The following is a 14,640-nucleotide window of genomic DNA, read 5'->3' as shown; positions in this document are numbered from 1 at the left end:
AGGCCGTGGGATCACGGCGCGGACCACCACCGGAGGGCTCACATCCGATGACCGCTTCACTGAAGGAGACCGTCGGCCGCCACGGCGTCTGGAGCGTCGAGCTGCGCTCGGAGGACCCGGCCCGGCGCGGGGAACTGGACGAGGCCGCCGCCGAGCTGGAGGAACTCGGGTACGGCGCCATCTGGCTGGGCGGCAGCAGCACCGTCGACCACGCGGCCCCGCTCATCGGCGCCACACGACGGGTCGTCGTCGGCACCAGCATCCAGAGCGTGTGGCAGCAGGACGCCGCGACGACGGCGGCCGGGTTCACCGAGGTGGAGGCGGCGCATCCGGGCCGCTTCGCGCTGGGCCTCGGTGTGAGCCACAGTGCGCTGGCGAAGAACTACCGCCGCCCGTACGCGGCCATGGTCGGCTACCTCGACGAGCTGGACGCGGCGGGCGTACCCGCCGACCGCCGTGTGCTCGCCGCGCTGGGCCCGAAGATGCTGGGGCTGTCCCGGGACCGCTCGGCCGGCGCGGTCCCCTACCTGGTCACGCCCGAGCACACCGCGCAGGCCCGGGAGATCCTGGGCGACGGGCCGCTGCTGGCACCGGAGTTGAAGGTGGTCCTGGAGACCGACCCGGCCCGCGCCCGGGAGACGGCCCGCGCCTACCTGGCCCGCTACCTACGGCTCCCCAACTACACCGGCAACTTCCTCCGCCTGGGCTTCACCGAGGACGACATCGCGGACGGCGGCAGTGACCGTCTCATCGACGCGGTCTTCGCCTGGGGCGACGGGGCCCGCATCCGCGAGCGCGTCGCCGCCTTCCACGAGGCGGGCGCGGACCACGTGGCCCTCCAGGTGGTCCGGGCGGACGCGGGCGACTCCCTCCCGAGGAAGGAATGGCGCACCCTCGCCTCACTGCTGTCGTGAGCCGACCGCCCGCCACGGCATGAGCCGGCCGACGTCAGGGACACGGGGCCGCGACCGGCGTACGGCCCCGTGGCCCCGCCGCGCCGGCGCGACCGCCGGCGTCAGGGGCACGAGGCCGTGACCGGCATACGGCCCCAACCCGACGGCCCCGCCGCCCCAACCCGACGGCCCCGCCGCCCCAACCCGACGGCCCCGCCGCGCCGACGCGACGGCCCCGAACGACCGAACAACCCGCACGACTCGAACGACCGCACGCCCGGCGAGGGACCCACGGCCCCCCGCCGCCGCAGGGCCACCCCGCCGGCGTGGCCGACACGCGCCGTACAGGCCTGCGGAGCGTGCGGCGATCCACACACGCGCACGGTCCGGGATGCCTCGACGGCCCCGCCCGCACGGTCACCCCCGGCACGCCGGCATGACCCCGGCACGCTTCGCCACCCCGCCCAGGCCGCCGCTGTCCGGCACGAACTGCGGGACCCGGGCACCCCGGGCCCCCGACTCCCCGACCCGGAGCTCCCCAGCCCCCAGCCCCAAGCCCCAAGCCCCAAGCCCCAAGCCCCAAGCGGAGCGTCTACGCGTTCTTCAGTTCCTGGCGCTGCCGCCCGAGTCCCGCGATCTCCAGCTCCACCACGTCCCCGCCCCGCAGATACGGCTTGGGCTCTGGACGGCCCATGGCCACTCCCGCCGGCGTCCCCGTGTTGATGACGTCGCCGGGGTACAGCGTCATGAACCGGCTGAGGTACCGCACGACCTCCCCGACGGGGAAGATCTGCTCGGCCGTCGTACCGTCCTGCTTCAGCTCCCCGTTCACCCACAGCTTCAGCGACAGGCGCTGCGGGTCCGGGACCTCGTCGGCCGTCACCAGCCACGGCCCGAGCGGGTTGAAGGTCTCGCAGTTCTTGCCCTTGTCCCAGGTCCCGCCCCGCTCGATCTGGAACTCCCGCTCGGAGACGTCGTGCGCGACCGCGTACCCGGCGACGTGCGCGAGCGCCTCCTCGGCCGAGTCCAGGTAGCGGGCCGTACGGCCGATGACGACCGCGAGTTCGACCTCCCAGTCGGTCTTCGTCGAGCCCCGCGGCACCAGCACGGTGTCGTTCGGCCCGACAACCGTGTCCGGCGCCTTCATGAAGACCACCGGCTCGGAGGGCGGCTCGGCGCCCGTCTCGCGGGCGTGGTCGTGGTAGTTGAGCCCGATGCACACGATCTTGCCGATGCGGCCGAGCGGGGGCCCGACCCGCAGGCCGGTGGCGTCCAGCGCGGGCAGCTCACCGGACCCGGCCGCGGCCCGGATCCGGCCGAGCGCGGCGTCGTCGGCGAGGAGCGCGCCGTCGATGTCGTCCACGAGGCCCGACAGGTCCCGCAGGGTTCCGCCGGTGTCGAGCAGTGCGGGTCGCTCCGCCCCTGCCGTACCGACTCGCAGCAGCTTCATGGTCACCATCTCCCTCGATCGGCGGCGCCCGGCCGATGTGTGCAGCCATCGGAGGACTGGCCGATCCTCCAATTACGACGTCCAGTCCACAAGACCCTGTTCACGTACTGGACCGTAACCAGGGACACAGGGGCAACCCCGACCGCTCAGCGGGACAACAGGGACTGTTCCGCCGCGCTCCAGGCCGTACTGGTGACGACGTACAGCGCGGCGGCGAGCGGGACGACCGCCACGGTGACGAGCGTGAAGAAGGACAGGAACGGTACGGCCCGGTTGACCGCGCCGAGCCCGGGCAGTTCGCCTCCGGCGCCGGCCGGTACCGGCTGCTCGGCCATCGTCCGTCTGGCACGCCGGTAGTTGACGGTGGCGACGGCCGCGACGACGGCGAAGAGGCCGAGGTAGACCAGTCCGGCCGCGCCGAACGCCCCGCCGTTCGCCAGGGCGTCGGTCCAGTGCCCGCCGAGCGGGGCCGTGAACAGCCGGTGGCCGAGCAGGCCGTTGGTCTCGCCGCCGATCGTGGTGCTGGAGAAGAGGTGGTAGAGGAGGAAGAACGCGGGCAGTTGGAGCAGGCCGGGCAGGCAGCCTGAGAGCGGTGAGACCTTCTCCTCGGCGTGCAGGTCGAGGATCGCCCGCTGGAGTCGCTCCGGGTCCTTGGCGTGCTTCTCGCGCAGTGCGGCGATTCTCGGCTGGAGCGCGGCGCGGGCGCGCCGGCCGCGGGCGGCGGCCCGGGACAGCGGGTGGACGAGGAGCCGTACGAGCGCGGTGAACAGGACGATCGCGGCGGCTGCCGCGGAGGCGTGGAAGAGCGGGGCCAGCAGATCGGCCAGGTGCTCGACCAGGCGCGCGAAAACGGACATGGGTGAGCCCTCCGGGGGTCTCGTCGTGCCGGGAGCGACCGGGAGCAGCCGGCCATGAGGGACCGGGAGCTACGGGTCATGAGGGACCGGAGACAGCCGGTCCGGTGGGGAGATCGGCAGGACGACCCGCGCGGGGTCACGCGCTGACGTGTGTGCGGACGTGCCCTACGCGGCGGTCGCCGGACGGGTGTGTCCGGGAGCTCTGGGCCGCCGCCGGCCGGGCGCGTCGGGATCGCGCTGGGACAGGAAGGCCGTACGGCGGGCCCGGTCGCGTATCGCCGTGCGGACGCGCGTGGGCGGTACGGCGGGCACGCTGCGCGCGGCCAGCAGGGCGCAGGCGGCGAGCGTGGCGGCCGCGGTGGCGGTCGCGGCGAGGGCGACGGCGGTGGTGAGGCCGCCGGTGCCGAGCAGCGCGGCCTGGAGCAGCAGCAGTTGGGCGAGGAGCAGCAGGAGGGCGAGGGGACGCGCGGCGGCGACACGGCCGGACATCAGCACTCCCCCCTTCGCACCACTCGTCTTCCGGGCACCGCTCGTCAGTGCGCCGGTTGCGGCGACTCGGTCTCCAGGGGCTCCAGCAGCCGCTTGGGCCGCAGCAGCGCCCTGCTGACCGGGTCCGCCGGCGCGGAGTCGAGTTCCGGCCCCGGCACCATGACAACGTCCGCGACCGGCACGAGAGTTCCGCACGCCGCGCACTTTCCGTACGGCTCGACCTCCCCGCCGCAGTCCGCGTGCACGAAGGAGCGCAGCCGGTGCGCGTCGACGTGCTCGCGCCCCCAGTGGCTGAGGGCGCGCAGCACGGGCCACAGGGCGGCTCCACGCTCGGTGACGACGTACTCGTCCCGGGGCGGGCTCTCCTGGTACCGGCGCTTGGCGAGGATCCCCTCCTCGGTGAGCGTGCGGAGCCGGGCCGAGAGGACGGCGCGCGGGATGCCGAGGTGGACGAGGAAGTCGTTGTAGCGCCGGACGCCGTAGATCGCGTCGCGGACGACGAGCAGCGTCCACCGCTCGCCCACGACCTCCAGCGCGCGGGCGATCGAGCACTCCTGCGTCACGTAGTCCTTGCCCAGTGCCATGCCCTCCACTGTAACCACCGGCCGGGAGTGGGTTCATTGAACGAACCTACAGTGCTACGGTGGCGCACACGGGGTCGGTTCAACGACCGAACCTGACGACCGGACCCGACGACCTCATGACAGGACAGGCCATGCCCCGGCTCGACTCCGCCACCTCCCCCGCCTCCCTGCGCCGGACCAGTCCCCGGGACACCCCCGCACGCCCCCGCGCCACGCTCGCCCTGACCAGCGCGGCCACCGCCGTCGCCCTCATGACGTACACGGCCCCGATGGTCACGCTGCCGGACACCGCGGCCGCCCTGCACACCCCGCTGTCCGCCCAGGCCTGGCTGCTCAACGGCGCCCCCCTCGGCCTCGCCGCCCTCCTCCTGGTGGCCGGCAGCCTCGCCGACGACTACGGCCGCCGCCGGATCTTCCTCGCCGGCACCCTGGCCCTCGGCCTCACCACCGCCCTCGGCGCCTTCACCACGTCGACCTGGCAGTTCACCCTGGCCCGCGTCGCCCAGGGCGCGGCCAGCGCGGCCCTGCTGGCCAGCGCCCTCGGCCTGATCGTGCACGCCTTCCCCAGCCCGCGCGGCCGGCTGCACGCCACCGGGGTGTGGGGCGCCTTCGTCAGCGGCGGCATCGCCGCGGGCCCGCTGCTCGCGGGCGCGCTGCCGACCTGGCGGGTGGCCTACGGCGTGCTGGGCGCCGCCGCCCTCGTCGTGGCCGCGCTCGGCACCCGGGCACTGGCCGAGTCACGCGCCCCGCGCGGCGGCCGGCCGGACGCCCTCGGCGCGCTCACCTTCGGTCTGGCGCTGGTGTCCCTGGTCGCGGCCCTGACGCTGGGCCGCGACGGCTGGCTGCGCGCACCGGTCGGGCTGCTGTTCGCGGCGGCCGTCGCCCTGGTCGCCGTGTTCGTCGCGGTGGAGCGCCGGACCCGTACCCCGATGATCGACCTCGGACTGCTGCGGCACGCCCCTTTCCTGGCCTCGTCGGCGGGCGGTCTGTTCACCGGGCTGGCCGTGATCGGCCTGTTCAGCTTCCTGCCGGCGCTGCTCCAGCAGTCGCTCGGGCTCTCCCCCCTGGCCACGGCCGGACTGTTCCTGCTCTGGTCCGGCCTGAGCTTCGTCGTCGCCCTCCAGGTCAAGCACCTGGCCGGCCGCGTCGCCGCCCGCACCCAGCTCGCCCTGGGCTTCGGCCTGCACACGATCGCCATGGTCACGATGCTCGGCGCCGTCGGCTCCGGCTCCTGGACCCGGCTGCTGCCCGGCCTGATCGTCGGCGGCGTCGGCAGCGGCCTGCTCAACGGCGCGCTGCCGCTGCTCGCCGTCGACTCGGTGCCGCCGCAGCGGGCCGCGATGGGCTCCGGCGCCCAGCAGACCTTCCGCTACATCGGCTCCTGCGCCGGTGTGGCCCTGACCATCGCCATCGCCACGTCGGGCGGCAGCCTGGCCCGGGGCACGAACATCGCCCTGCTGGTGTCGGCGGGGCTGGCGGTGGCGGGCGCGGTGAGCGTGCTGGCGCTGCGGGAGCGGGCGTGAATCGGCGCGAGCCGGGCGTGAGGGGCGTGGCCCGGCGTAACCGACGTGAGTCGGGCCTGAGGAGGCGTGGCCCGGCGTAACCGGCGTCAACCGCCGTGGAGGGTGCGCTCGGGCGCGCCCGGCTCACTCGGCCTCATCGACACCGGGTGATCGTCGCCGCGCAGACCCGTGTCACCGTGTGACGGGATCCACCGGAGCAGGCGATCGTCATTCCAGGGATTCCAGGGGCAGGGCGTCCTGGTAGCCGTTCGACGGCCGGGGGACCTTCGTGACCGTACGGGCGTCCAGCGCGACCGCCGCGGAGCCGGTGCCCAGGGTTCCGCCCGGGTGCCAGGTCCCGGTGACCGTCACCCACGTGTCGGCGGGCATGGCGGGCCCGCCGTAGACCCGTACCTTCACCGACTGGGCGTCCGCGGCGCAGCAGTTGAGGATGATCCGGGTCAGCTCCCAGCTTCCGCCGTCCCCCGGGGTGACGAACCCGGTCATCAGGACGGTGCGCCCCTTGATGGCCTGCCCCCGATCCTGCCGCACCCGGCCGGTGAAGTCGGAGAGCGTCATGGGCAGCGGCGAGGTGCGCGGCAACGGATCGAAGTCGCTGTCGTGGACGACGGCCTTCGCCGGCTGCCGGGCGGCGGTGTAGGCGCCGAGGGCGGGCGGGGCGTAGAAGAGCAGGCTGAGCGCGGGGAGGAGGAGCAGCCAGGAGACGCGGGGAACGCCGGAGTGGCCGTGGTGCTCCCCCCTCTCCGCTCCCCTGTCGAGGACGGCGCTCGCGATGCCGAGCAGGAGCAGTACGGCGCCGGAGGCGATGAGCGGGAGCCGCATGCCCTCCTTGACGTACCGCAGGCAGAGGTCGGTGAAGAGGGAGACGTGCAGCAGCCCGAGCCCGCAGAGGACGAGCAGCCCCGCCTGGAGCGACCGCTTCACAGACCCTCCACCGGCCCCTCTCGCCGACCGGCTCACAGCAGCACCCCTCCGATCAGCGCGCTGCACAGGACGGCGACGACGACGGTCGCGGCGGAGAACCGTACCGCGAAGGCCCGCCCGAAGGTCCCCGCCTGGAGGGCGATGAGCTTCAGGTCGACCATGGGCCCCACCACCATGAACGCCAGCCGCGCGACCGGCGGGAACCCGCTCAGCGAGGCGGCCAGGAAGGCGTCGGCCTCGGAGCACACCGCGAGCAGCACGGCGAGCCCGGCCAGGAAGAGCACGGAGAGCCAGGGCGCGGCGGCGAAGGTGTCGAGCACGGAGCGCGGGACGGCCACGTTGAAGGTGGCCGCGGCCATGGCGCCGAGCACCAGGAACCCGCCGGCGTGCAGGAAGTCGTGCTGGAACCCGCGCCGGAACTCGTCCCACCGGCTGTGCCCGTGCTGGTGCCCGGTGTGCCGTACGACGGGCCGCAGCCACTCGGCCCGCCCGAAGCGGAGCCACAGCCACCCCATGACGACGGCGGTGGCGAGGGAGGCGAGCAACCGGGCGAGCACCATGGCGGGGTTCCCGGGGAACGCGATGGCGGTGGCGGTGAGCACGACGGGGTTGACGGCGGGCGCGGAGAGCAGGAACGCGAAGGCGGCGGCCGGGGTGACCCCGCGGCTGATGAGGCTGTTGGCCACGGGCACGGAGGCGCACTCGCACCCCGGCAGGACCACCCCCGCGACCCCGGCCACGGGCACGGCGAGCGCGGGCCGCCGGGGCAGGATCCTGTTGAACACGCCCTCCGGCACGAAGGCGTTGATGGCGCCGGACAGGGCCGTGCCGAGCAGCAGGAAGGGCAGGGCCTGCACGGTGACGGCCAGGCACACGGTCCGCCAGGCCTGCACGGCCGGGGCGTCGCCCCAGCGTCCGAGCAGGAAGAGCGCGCTGCCGGGCACGACGGCGGCACCGACGAGCAGGACCGGCCAGTACCGGGGCGGCGCGGGGGCGTCCGCCTCCTCCCCGACGCCGGCCGGACGATCGTCCTCGACCAGCACACCAGCCTTCTGCATGCCGACTCCGCGGGTAGATGTCGGGACAGAAGATATCCAGATCTGCGTACCGGTGGGACAGCCCCCCTCCCCGGCGGCCCTCCGCGCCTCACTTTTGTCACGCCCCGGCAGTACGGTGTCCCCCATGCGCCCCGACACGCCTGCCGAGAACGTCGACCACACCGCCGAAGCGGCACGCCTGGAGCGGACCGCCGGCCTGTACCCCGAGGACGCCGAGACCCTCCTCCTGCGGGCGGCGGCCCACCTGGAGCTGTCCGGCGACCGCCCCGCGGCGACCACGCTCTACGACCGCCTGCTGTCGTCCGCCGACGGGCTGGACAACCCCGCCCTGGTCCGCGCCCTGAAGGCGTCGAACCTGTGGGAGTACGGCCACGAGGCCGAGGCGAGGGCGATCATCGAGGGCATCCGCACGACGGCGCCCCGCGACCCGGCCCCATGGGTGATCGTGGCGGAGGCCCTGGAGTCCCACGACGAACTGGAGGCGGCGGCGAAGACGTTCACCGAGGCCACCGACCTCCTGCTGCCGGACGCGTCGGAGGAACCCCCTCCCGCCACCCACCCCCTGCTCTACGGCCGCCACCGCGTCCGCCGCATGCTGGGCCTGCCGCACGACGACCGGGACACCCTCGCGGACACCCTGCACACGTCCCCGGTCTCCCTGGACGAACTCCACGACCCCAAACGCGTGTGGTCCCTGGGCTCGGACAACCCGGCGGAACTGACGGCGGAGATCTCCCGCCTCCGCGCCGAACTGGGCGCCTACCGCGAGGCCCTCTCCCGCCCGTTCCCGGTCGCGGTCCTCCACTGGCCGGCCCCGGAACTCTCCGAACTCCTCTCGGCGTACCCGACCCTCTCCTCCGAGTACCCCTCCCACACCGACCACTTGTCGACCATAGAGTCCTCGCTGCGCGAACTGTCCGCCTCGGGCACGGCCAACCTCGGCATCGTCACGGGCACGGTCCCGTCGTACGAGGCGTTCGCGGCGTCGGAGGGGTCGTCCCCGGCTGACGCCACGCTACTGCCCCAGTACGCGACGACGCTGGCCGCACGGGGGCGGGCGGTGGCTTGGCCGCCGGGGCGGGGGGCTTTCTGCTGGTGTGGGTCGGGTGGGGCGTACCAGGAGTGTCACGGAGTGGACTAGCGGCTCAACCACCACTCGCGGTGGTAGCGGACATAATCCGGGTGGATCTTGTGCTTCCGGTGCCGCTTGAGCTTCGGCCGAACGTCCACGCCGAAAGCGCCTGCCCGTACGACAATCGACCAGTCGTCCTCTATGACGATGGCGCCTATGTCTAGTCGGACGTGACAGTTCGGGCAGAGGCAAAGGACGTTCGGTTCGACGTCAGGGCCCCTATGCGGCTTGCCCAGAGGTCGGATGTGGGCGCCTTCGCTGTACGACTTGCCGTCCGGGCCCAGCAGGCGAAGGCCGCACATTTGGCACTCTCCGTCATGCAGCCTTTTCACGTTCCGTATCACTGCATCGTCCCGAACCAGGCGCTGCACGTGGGCAGCCCGCGCCTCAGGGAACTTCTCGCCGGAGGGCGGCTCCTCCTCGGCGTCCTCGACCTCCTCCTCGGAACCTCCGTCGTCCCCGTCTTCCTCGGCCACCTGCTCCTGCCGTTCCAGCAAGTCGGCGATCTGCCGCTCCAGGGAGGTCGGATCTTGACTATGTTCAGGAAGACGCTTCAGATCGAACTGACAGATCTCGACAGGCGTACCGTCGGGCGCCGGCGACCGTGCGATGGCGGTACGGATGTCCGTGACCAGGTACAGGCCGTCATACCTGTAACAGTCGATCGGCGAGTACCGCTTATCCCCCCTCCAACCACGGATGACCCGCACGGGATGGCCGCGTTCGTAACTTCGCTTCAAGGCTGCATTGTCCGCATAGTCCCAGGACTGGCTACGCCGGAGCCTTGGCACTCCCTTGACCTTGTACTTGTCCACGTCCGGTGAGGCTCCCGTGTAGCGGATGCTGTCCCAGTCATCGTGATCGTCCTCATATCCCCCGTGCAGGACGATGGCGTCCGCGACCCGAGTGCCGTCCTTGTCTACGAGTGTTGAGATGCCCCTGACCGTGTCGCTGTGCAGGTTGTTGCGCTTCACCTGCCGCCGTCGGTGGAACTCCGCGCCTGGAGCGATGCCCTCAATGTGACCGATCCTTTGTTCTCCCACGGGCGCCATACTGAACGAAATCGATCACTTGTGTCACTCCAGATTCGCAATCTGACGAAGACACGGGCTGTCAGTGTGCCCTGTTACAACTGGTCATACCGCGAGGAACCGAGGGGGCGGGCGTGACACAGTCAGAGCAGGCGCAGCCGGTGGCAGGGGTGTACGAGGAGCTGGTCACCCGTCGACTGCAAGACCACTTGCAGCAGTTGGGAGCAGCCGGCTGGAGGGCGGTGGATGCGGAGGTCAGCGAAGAGTCCACTCCCCACGTGCTCGCCCGCCACATCGGCGAAGCGGTACGCATTCGGCTGAGCCAACTCCCGCATGACAAGCAGGTCAACGCAGCCAACGCGATCCTGCGCTCGTTGATCTCCCACACTCCTGACCCCGACGTGGGCGAGGTGGTCGACGCGATCGCTGATGGCCCTCGGCAACTACTCGCGCTGGCCGAGCAGGAAGCGCCCGGTGTCTACGCCATGCGACCGCTGACCCCCCTGTCCGAGACAGCACTGATCACCAACGCTCCGAATGATCCAAGCCTCGGGACCGAACTTAGGGCGGAGTTGGCCACGGCAGACCGCATCGACCTGCTCTGCGCCTTCGTGAAGTGGTACGGCATCAGGGTCCTTGAAGACTCGCTTCATGCGGCGAAGGAGCGCCATGTGCCTATCCGGGTGATCACCACCACATACATGGGCGCCACTGACCGGTTTGCCCTCGACCGCCTGGTCCGCGAGTTCGGCGCCGAAGTCAAGGTCAATTACGAAATCCGGTCCACTCGACTGCACGCCAAGGCGTGGCTGTTCCGCCGCAAGACCGGCTTTGATACGGCGTACGTCGGCAGCTCGAATCTCTCGAAGAGCGCGCTACTCGACGGCCTGGAGTGGAACGTACGGTTGGCATCCGTTGCTACTCCCAAAGTGCTGGAGAAGTTCGAAGCGACCTTTGATGCCTACTGGGCCGACGCTGCCTTCGAGACGTACGACCCCGACCGTGATGGCGAACGACTCACTGAAGCACTGGCCCACGCAGGTGGCACGGGTAAACCCGGCGAGCTTAAGATCAGCCTGTCCGGTCTTGAAGTGCACCCGCTCCCCCATCAAAAGGACATGCTGGAGCGGCTTCGCGTAGAGCGGGACCTTCGAGACCACCACCGCAACCTCCTGGTCGCGGCGACAGGTACGGGCAAGACGGTCATGGCAGCCCTGGACTACCGTAACCTGCGCAATGCCGTTGATGGGAGACTCCCGCGGCTGCTCTTCGTCGCCCATCGCAAGGAGATCCTGAAACAGTCCCTGCGGACGTACCGCGAGGTACTGAACGATGCCTCCTTTGGCGAGTTGCTGTTCAACGGCCAAGAGCCCCGCGACTGGACGCACGTGTTCGCCAGCGTCCAGTCCCTTAATCTCCGCCGGTTGGAGCAGCTTGCACCCGACCACTTCGACATCATTGTCATCGACGAGTTCCACCATGCAACTGCGGACACCTACCGGCGGGTGCTCGATCACTTCCAACCCGCCGAGCTTCTGGGTTTGACGGCCACTCCTGAGCGCATGGATGGCCGCAATGTGCAAGACGAGTTCTTCGGCGGACGTATCGCGGCAGAGCTGCGGCTCTGGGAGGCCCTCGAAAATGACCTGCTGTGCCCGTTCCACTACTTTGGGCTACCCGACGGCACCGATCTGACGACGGTGAGCTGGCGATCAGGCAGCTACGAGCGAGAGCAACTGGGCAGTCTTTACACGGGTGATCACGCGCGGGCACGCATCGTCATCAAGCAGGTCCAGGACAAGATCTCCAACCCGGCTGCGATGCGCGCCCTCGGCTTCTGTGTGACCAAGGCCCATGCACGCTTTATGGCCGAGTGCTTCCGCCAAGCGGGGTTTCAAGCGGCGCATCTCGACAGTGAGTCGGCTCCGGACGCCCGCGAGCGTACCTTGGAGGACCTGAGGGCCGGCCGCACCCAAGTCATTTTCTCCGTGGACCTGTTCAACGAAGGTCTGGACATCCCCGATGTCGACACGCTGCTCCTGCTTCGCCCGACCGGCAGCGCAACCGTCTTCCTTCAACAGCTTGGACGCGGCCTACGTCGCACCCCGCACAAGCCCGTGCTCACCGTACTCGACTTCATCGGGCAGCACCGGGCGGAATTCCGCTTCGAAGAGCAATTCCGCGCCCTGACAAACCTCTCTCGCAACCGCCTTGTCGACAACATCGAGCGAGATTTTCCCCAGCTGCCTTCGGGGTGCCAAATCATCCTCGAAGGCAAGTCGAAGGATCTCGTTCTCGACAACATTCGCACCCAACTCAAGGCCACGGTCACCACTTTGGCCAAGGAGGTCCGGGACTACAGCACACCCACGTTGGCAGAGTACTTGCGTGAGAGTCGGCGGGAGATCCACGAGCTGTACAAGAGTGATAGCTCCTGGACCAAGGTGCTCCGCAGGGCAGGACAGAACACCGAGTCAGCTCCGCCCGGAGAAGAAGATCTCCTTAAGCGCGTCCACGCCTTCCTCCACGTCGACGACCCCGACCGCGCCAGGGCCTACCACCGCCTACTGCGGGATGACGCCCCTGACTACGACTCACTGTCCCCCGCCGACCAGATGTACGCCCGCATGCTGTTCTTCAACCTTTGGGACAAGGCAGGTGGATTTTCCAGTTACCAGGATGGCCTGCAATCCCTCCGTGACCAGCATGCATTTCGCAGCGAACTGCGCGAGGTCCTGTCGTACGTCATCGACCGGACGGACCATTACCCCATCACCTTGGAGGGCCCCCTCAGCCACCTTCCGCTGAAAATCCACAGCGCGTACAACCGCTCCGAAGCCTTGGCAGCTCTCGGCGTTGCGCGTCTGGGTGGCCAAATGCCGGGCGTCTTCAGTCAAGGTGTCACCTGGGTCGAGAACATTGCCACGGATGCACTCCTCATCACCCTGGAGAAGAACGAACGAGACTTCTCACCCAATGTGCGCTACAAAGATTACGCGATCAGCCCCACGCGCTTCCACTGGGAATCGCAGAACAGCACATCGGAGAGCTCAGCGACAGGACAGCGCTACCAACAACACGCTGAAAGAGGAAGCCACGTCCTGCTGTTCCTGCGCCGCTACAAGGAGACCAGCATCAGGAAGGCTGCGCCTTGGATGTTTCTGGGACCCGCGTCCTATGCGGGGCATTCGGGAAGCAAGCCGATGGCGATCATGTGGGATCTCCATCATGAGCTGCCAGCAGACGTGTGGACTTACTCCTCGATCGCCGCGGGATAGCCACTCAGCTCGTCGCGGAAGAGGTTGTAAGGGGCGGCGGGCGCCGCGTGTGGTGGCGGCGCCCGGGGTCCTCATCCCGTCTAGACCATAGGTGCCAGATCCGCCCGCCCGAACAGCAAGGCGTACCCCGGCGGGAGTTGCGCCAGGACGCGGGTGGTCAGCGACTCGCCGACGTGGGTCGACAGGACGCTCAGGACCGAGCTGACGTCCCAGCGGGCCGTCGCCGGGGTCGAGCCCTCTATGCGGGTGGCCACCGACTCGACGAACTCGCGGGCCGTCAGCGGGTGGGTCGCGGGGATCTGGGAGGCGATGACGCGGCCTGCCTCCCGGGGGAGGGCCTGGGCCAGGGCCACGCGTTCGTCGCCGGTGACGTGGCCGCCGAGGGCCGACAGGACGATGCGGGTGACGCTTTCCGCCTCCGCCCTCGTCGGGTACTGGCCCGCGTCACGCACCGCCTCTGTCAGCTCCAGCCAGTCGGCGTCCTCCGTCCGGTCCTTGGCGAGGGGGCGCAGGGACGGGGTCGGGATGGTGGTTCTGGGCTGCGGGGTCGTCACGGTCATCGTGCTGGCTCCTCCTCCGGGACGCTTCGGGGCACCGGAAGCCCGGTACCCCGTAATGCAGCGGACATGGGCGGGAGTTCGGCCAATGTGCGGCATGGGCCGATTGGGCTGCATTGGCTGCGTGGGGTTGCTTGGGCCGCTTGGGCCGCATCGTCTGCATGGGGGCGCTTGGGCCGGTGGGCCGCCGGTGCCGCTCGGGCTGCTTCGACTGCACGGGTTGCCTGGACTGCACGTGCGTACCGCGTGCCGTGCGTTTTCGTGCCCCGCCTGCCGGCCTGGCATGCGGGGCACGTGGTTGTCGCGCGTCGCGAGCGGCTCCGGGCCCATGTCCGTCACACGGCCTGTGCGGCGGCCTCAGCCGCTGATCTCCTTGCGGTCGCCGCCCCCGCCGGTGATCTGGATGCGGCGCGGCTTGGCCTGTTCGGCCACCGGGATGCGCAGGGTCAGGACGCCGGCCTCGTACGAGGCGTCGATGCGGTCCGTGTCGAGCGTCTCGCCCAGGAAGAGCTGGCGGGTGAACGTACCCGTGGGCCGTTCGGCGACCAGCATCTCCGCGTCCTCGGGAGCGGGGCTGCGGCGCTCCGCGCGGACGTTGAGGACGTTGCGCTCGACGTCGAGTTCGATCGTCTCCGGGTCGATGCCGGGAAGGTCGAAGTGGACCAGGAACTCTTCGCCGGAACGGTAGGCGTCCATCGGCATCGCGGACGGACGGGGGGTCGCGCCGAAGAGCTGCTGCGTGAGCCGGTCGAAGTCCCGGAACGGGTCCGTACGCATGAGCATCACGGGTCACTCCTTCCATCAGGGGCTGGGGTGCGATGCCCTACGGCTTCTTATATAACTCTCCGCCGAAAACTTGACAAG

General features: G+C 70.3%; 13 protein-coding genes. 4 read left to right on the top strand and 9 right to left on the bottom strand.

Annotation, left to right across the window (positions count from 1 at the left end; genetic code table 11):
- Window positions 1–47: 47 nt before the first annotated feature.
- Window positions 48–914, top strand: coding sequence for an LLM class F420-dependent oxidoreductase (locus C3492_RS03190; protein ID WP_103810167.1), 867 nt, complete (start codon window positions 48–50; stop codon window positions 912–914).
- A gap of 571 nt (window positions 915–1,485) precedes the next feature.
- On the opposite strand, the gene C3492_RS03180 is transcribed toward C3492_RS03190, so the two are convergent.
- From C3492_RS03180 to C3492_RS03165, 4 genes are all read right to left on the bottom strand, one after another.
- Window positions 1,486–2,343 carry a fumarylacetoacetate hydrolase family protein gene (locus C3492_RS03180; RefSeq protein WP_103810419.1) on the bottom strand — a complete coding sequence of 286 codons (858 nt, stop codon included), beginning with the start codon at window positions 2,341–2,343 and terminating at the stop codon, window positions 1,486–1,488.
- Window positions 2,344–2,489: 146 nt separating this feature from the next.
- Complete coding sequence (gene yidC / locus C3492_RS03175) at window positions 2,490–3,200, bottom strand: membrane protein insertase YidC (RefSeq protein WP_103810165.1); 711 nt, start codon at window positions 3,198–3,200, stop codon at window positions 2,490–2,492.
- A gap of 165 nt (window positions 3,201–3,365) precedes the next feature.
- Window positions 3,366–3,689, bottom strand: a complete 324-nt coding sequence (locus tag C3492_RS03170) for a DUF6412 domain-containing protein (RefSeq protein ID WP_103810164.1) — start codon at window positions 3,687–3,689, stop codon at window positions 3,366–3,368.
- 44 nt (window positions 3,690–3,733) lie between these two features.
- Complete coding sequence (locus C3492_RS03165) at window positions 3,734–4,273, bottom strand: helix-turn-helix domain-containing protein (RefSeq protein WP_258055463.1); 540 nt, start codon at window positions 4,271–4,273, stop codon at window positions 3,734–3,736.
- A gap of 131 nt (window positions 4,274–4,404) precedes the next feature.
- On the opposite strand from C3492_RS03165, the gene C3492_RS03160 reads away from it, so the two are divergent.
- The gene (locus tag C3492_RS03160; RefSeq protein ID WP_103810162.1) at window positions 4,405–5,796 is read left to right on the top strand and encodes an MFS transporter; all 1,392 of its coding nucleotides are present in this window, start codon (window positions 4,405–4,407) and stop codon (window positions 5,794–5,796) included.
- 207 nt (window positions 5,797–6,003) lie between these two features.
- On the opposite strand, the gene C3492_RS03155 is transcribed toward C3492_RS03160, so the two are convergent.
- Window positions 6,004–6,720, bottom strand: a complete 717-nt coding sequence (locus C3492_RS03155; RefSeq protein ID WP_103810161.1) for a TIGR03943 family putative permease subunit — start codon at window positions 6,718–6,720, stop codon at window positions 6,004–6,006.
- 32 nt (window positions 6,721–6,752) lie between these two features.
- Window positions 6,753–7,778: a permease gene (locus C3492_RS03150; RefSeq protein WP_103810160.1), complete on the bottom strand. Its 1,026-nt coding sequence runs from the start codon at window positions 7,776–7,778 to the stop codon at window positions 6,753–6,755.
- Between the two features lie 124 nt (window positions 7,779–7,902).
- Between C3492_RS03150 and C3492_RS03145 the strand changes: the two genes are divergently transcribed.
- On the top strand, window positions 7,903–8,919 hold the full coding sequence (locus C3492_RS03145; RefSeq protein ID WP_103810159.1) for a hypothetical protein: 1,017 nt from the start codon (window positions 7,903–7,905) through the stop codon (window positions 8,917–8,919).
- Here C3492_RS03145 and C3492_RS03140 read toward each other — a convergent pair.
- A complete protein-coding gene (locus C3492_RS03140) occupies window positions 8,916–9,953 on the bottom strand; it encodes a YDG/SRA domain-containing protein (RefSeq protein WP_181140172.1) in 1,038 nt (345 codons plus the stop codon). The genes C3492_RS03145 and C3492_RS03140 overlap by 4 nt on opposite strands.
- A gap of 122 nt (window positions 9,954–10,075) precedes the next feature.
- Here C3492_RS03140 and C3492_RS03135 point away from each other — a divergent pair, with 122 nt between their 5' ends.
- Complete coding sequence (locus C3492_RS03135; RefSeq protein WP_181140171.1) at window positions 10,076–13,219, top strand: DUF3427 domain-containing protein; 3,144 nt, start codon at window positions 10,076–10,078, stop codon at window positions 13,217–13,219.
- 80 nt (window positions 13,220–13,299) lie between these two features.
- Here C3492_RS03135 and C3492_RS03130 read toward each other — a convergent pair whose 3' ends face one another.
- Both C3492_RS03130 and C3492_RS03125 read right to left on the bottom strand, forming a co-directional pair.
- Window positions 13,300–13,779 carry a DUF2267 domain-containing protein gene (locus C3492_RS03130; RefSeq protein ID WP_103810157.1) on the bottom strand — a complete coding sequence of 160 codons (480 nt, stop codon included), beginning with the start codon at window positions 13,777–13,779 and terminating at the stop codon, window positions 13,300–13,302.
- A gap of 354 nt (window positions 13,780–14,133) precedes the next feature.
- Window positions 14,134–14,559 carry an Hsp20/alpha crystallin family protein gene (locus C3492_RS03125; RefSeq protein WP_181140170.1) on the bottom strand — a complete coding sequence of 142 codons (426 nt, stop codon included), beginning with the start codon at window positions 14,557–14,559 and terminating at the stop codon, window positions 14,134–14,136.
- Window positions 14,560–14,640: the final 81 nt, after the last annotated feature.

It is taken from the genome of Streptomyces sp. Ru62 (genome assembly GCF_002920615.1).
In the GTDB taxonomy this organism is placed as follows: Bacteria; Actinomycetota; Actinomycetes; order Streptomycetales; family Streptomycetaceae; genus Streptomyces.
This window is presented reverse-complemented; position numbering and strand designations above follow the sequence as displayed.

Bases quoted from the DNA above. Each gene is read 5' to 3' on its own strand.
- C3492_RS03180 (WP_103810419.1), bottom strand. From the start codon at position 2,343: ATGAAGCTGCTGCGAGTCGGTACGGCAGGGGCGGAGCGACCCGCACTG.
- yidC (WP_103810165.1), bottom strand. From the start codon at position 3,200: ATGTCCGTTTTCGCGCGCCTGGTCGAGCACCTGGCCGATCTGCTGGCC.
- C3492_RS03190 (WP_103810167.1), top strand. From the start codon at position 48: ATGACCGCTTCACTGAAGGAGACCGTCGGCCGCCACGGCGTCTGGAGC.
- C3492_RS03145 (WP_103810159.1), top strand. From the start codon at position 7,903: ATGCGCCCCGACACGCCTGCCGAGAACGTCGACCACACCGCCGAAGCG.
- C3492_RS03150 (WP_103810160.1), bottom strand. From the start codon at position 7,778: ATGCAGAAGGCTGGTGTGCTGGTCGAGGACGATCGTCCGGCCGGCGTC.
- C3492_RS03160 (WP_103810162.1), top strand. From the start codon at position 4,405: ATGCCCCGGCTCGACTCCGCCACCTCCCCCGCCTCCCTGCGCCGGACC.
- C3492_RS03125 (WP_181140170.1), bottom strand. From the start codon at position 14,559: ATGCTCATGCGTACGGACCCGTTCCGGGACTTCGACCGGCTCACGCAG.
- C3492_RS03170 (WP_103810164.1), bottom strand. From the start codon at position 3,689: ATGTCCGGCCGTGTCGCCGCCGCGCGTCCCCTCGCCCTCCTGCTGCTC.
- C3492_RS03165 (WP_258055463.1), bottom strand. From the start codon at position 4,273: ATGGCACTGGGCAAGGACTACGTGACGCAGGAGTGCTCGATCGCCCGC.
- C3492_RS03130 (WP_103810157.1), bottom strand. From the start codon at position 13,779: ATGACCGTGACGACCCCGCAGCCCAGAACCACCATCCCGACCCCGTCC.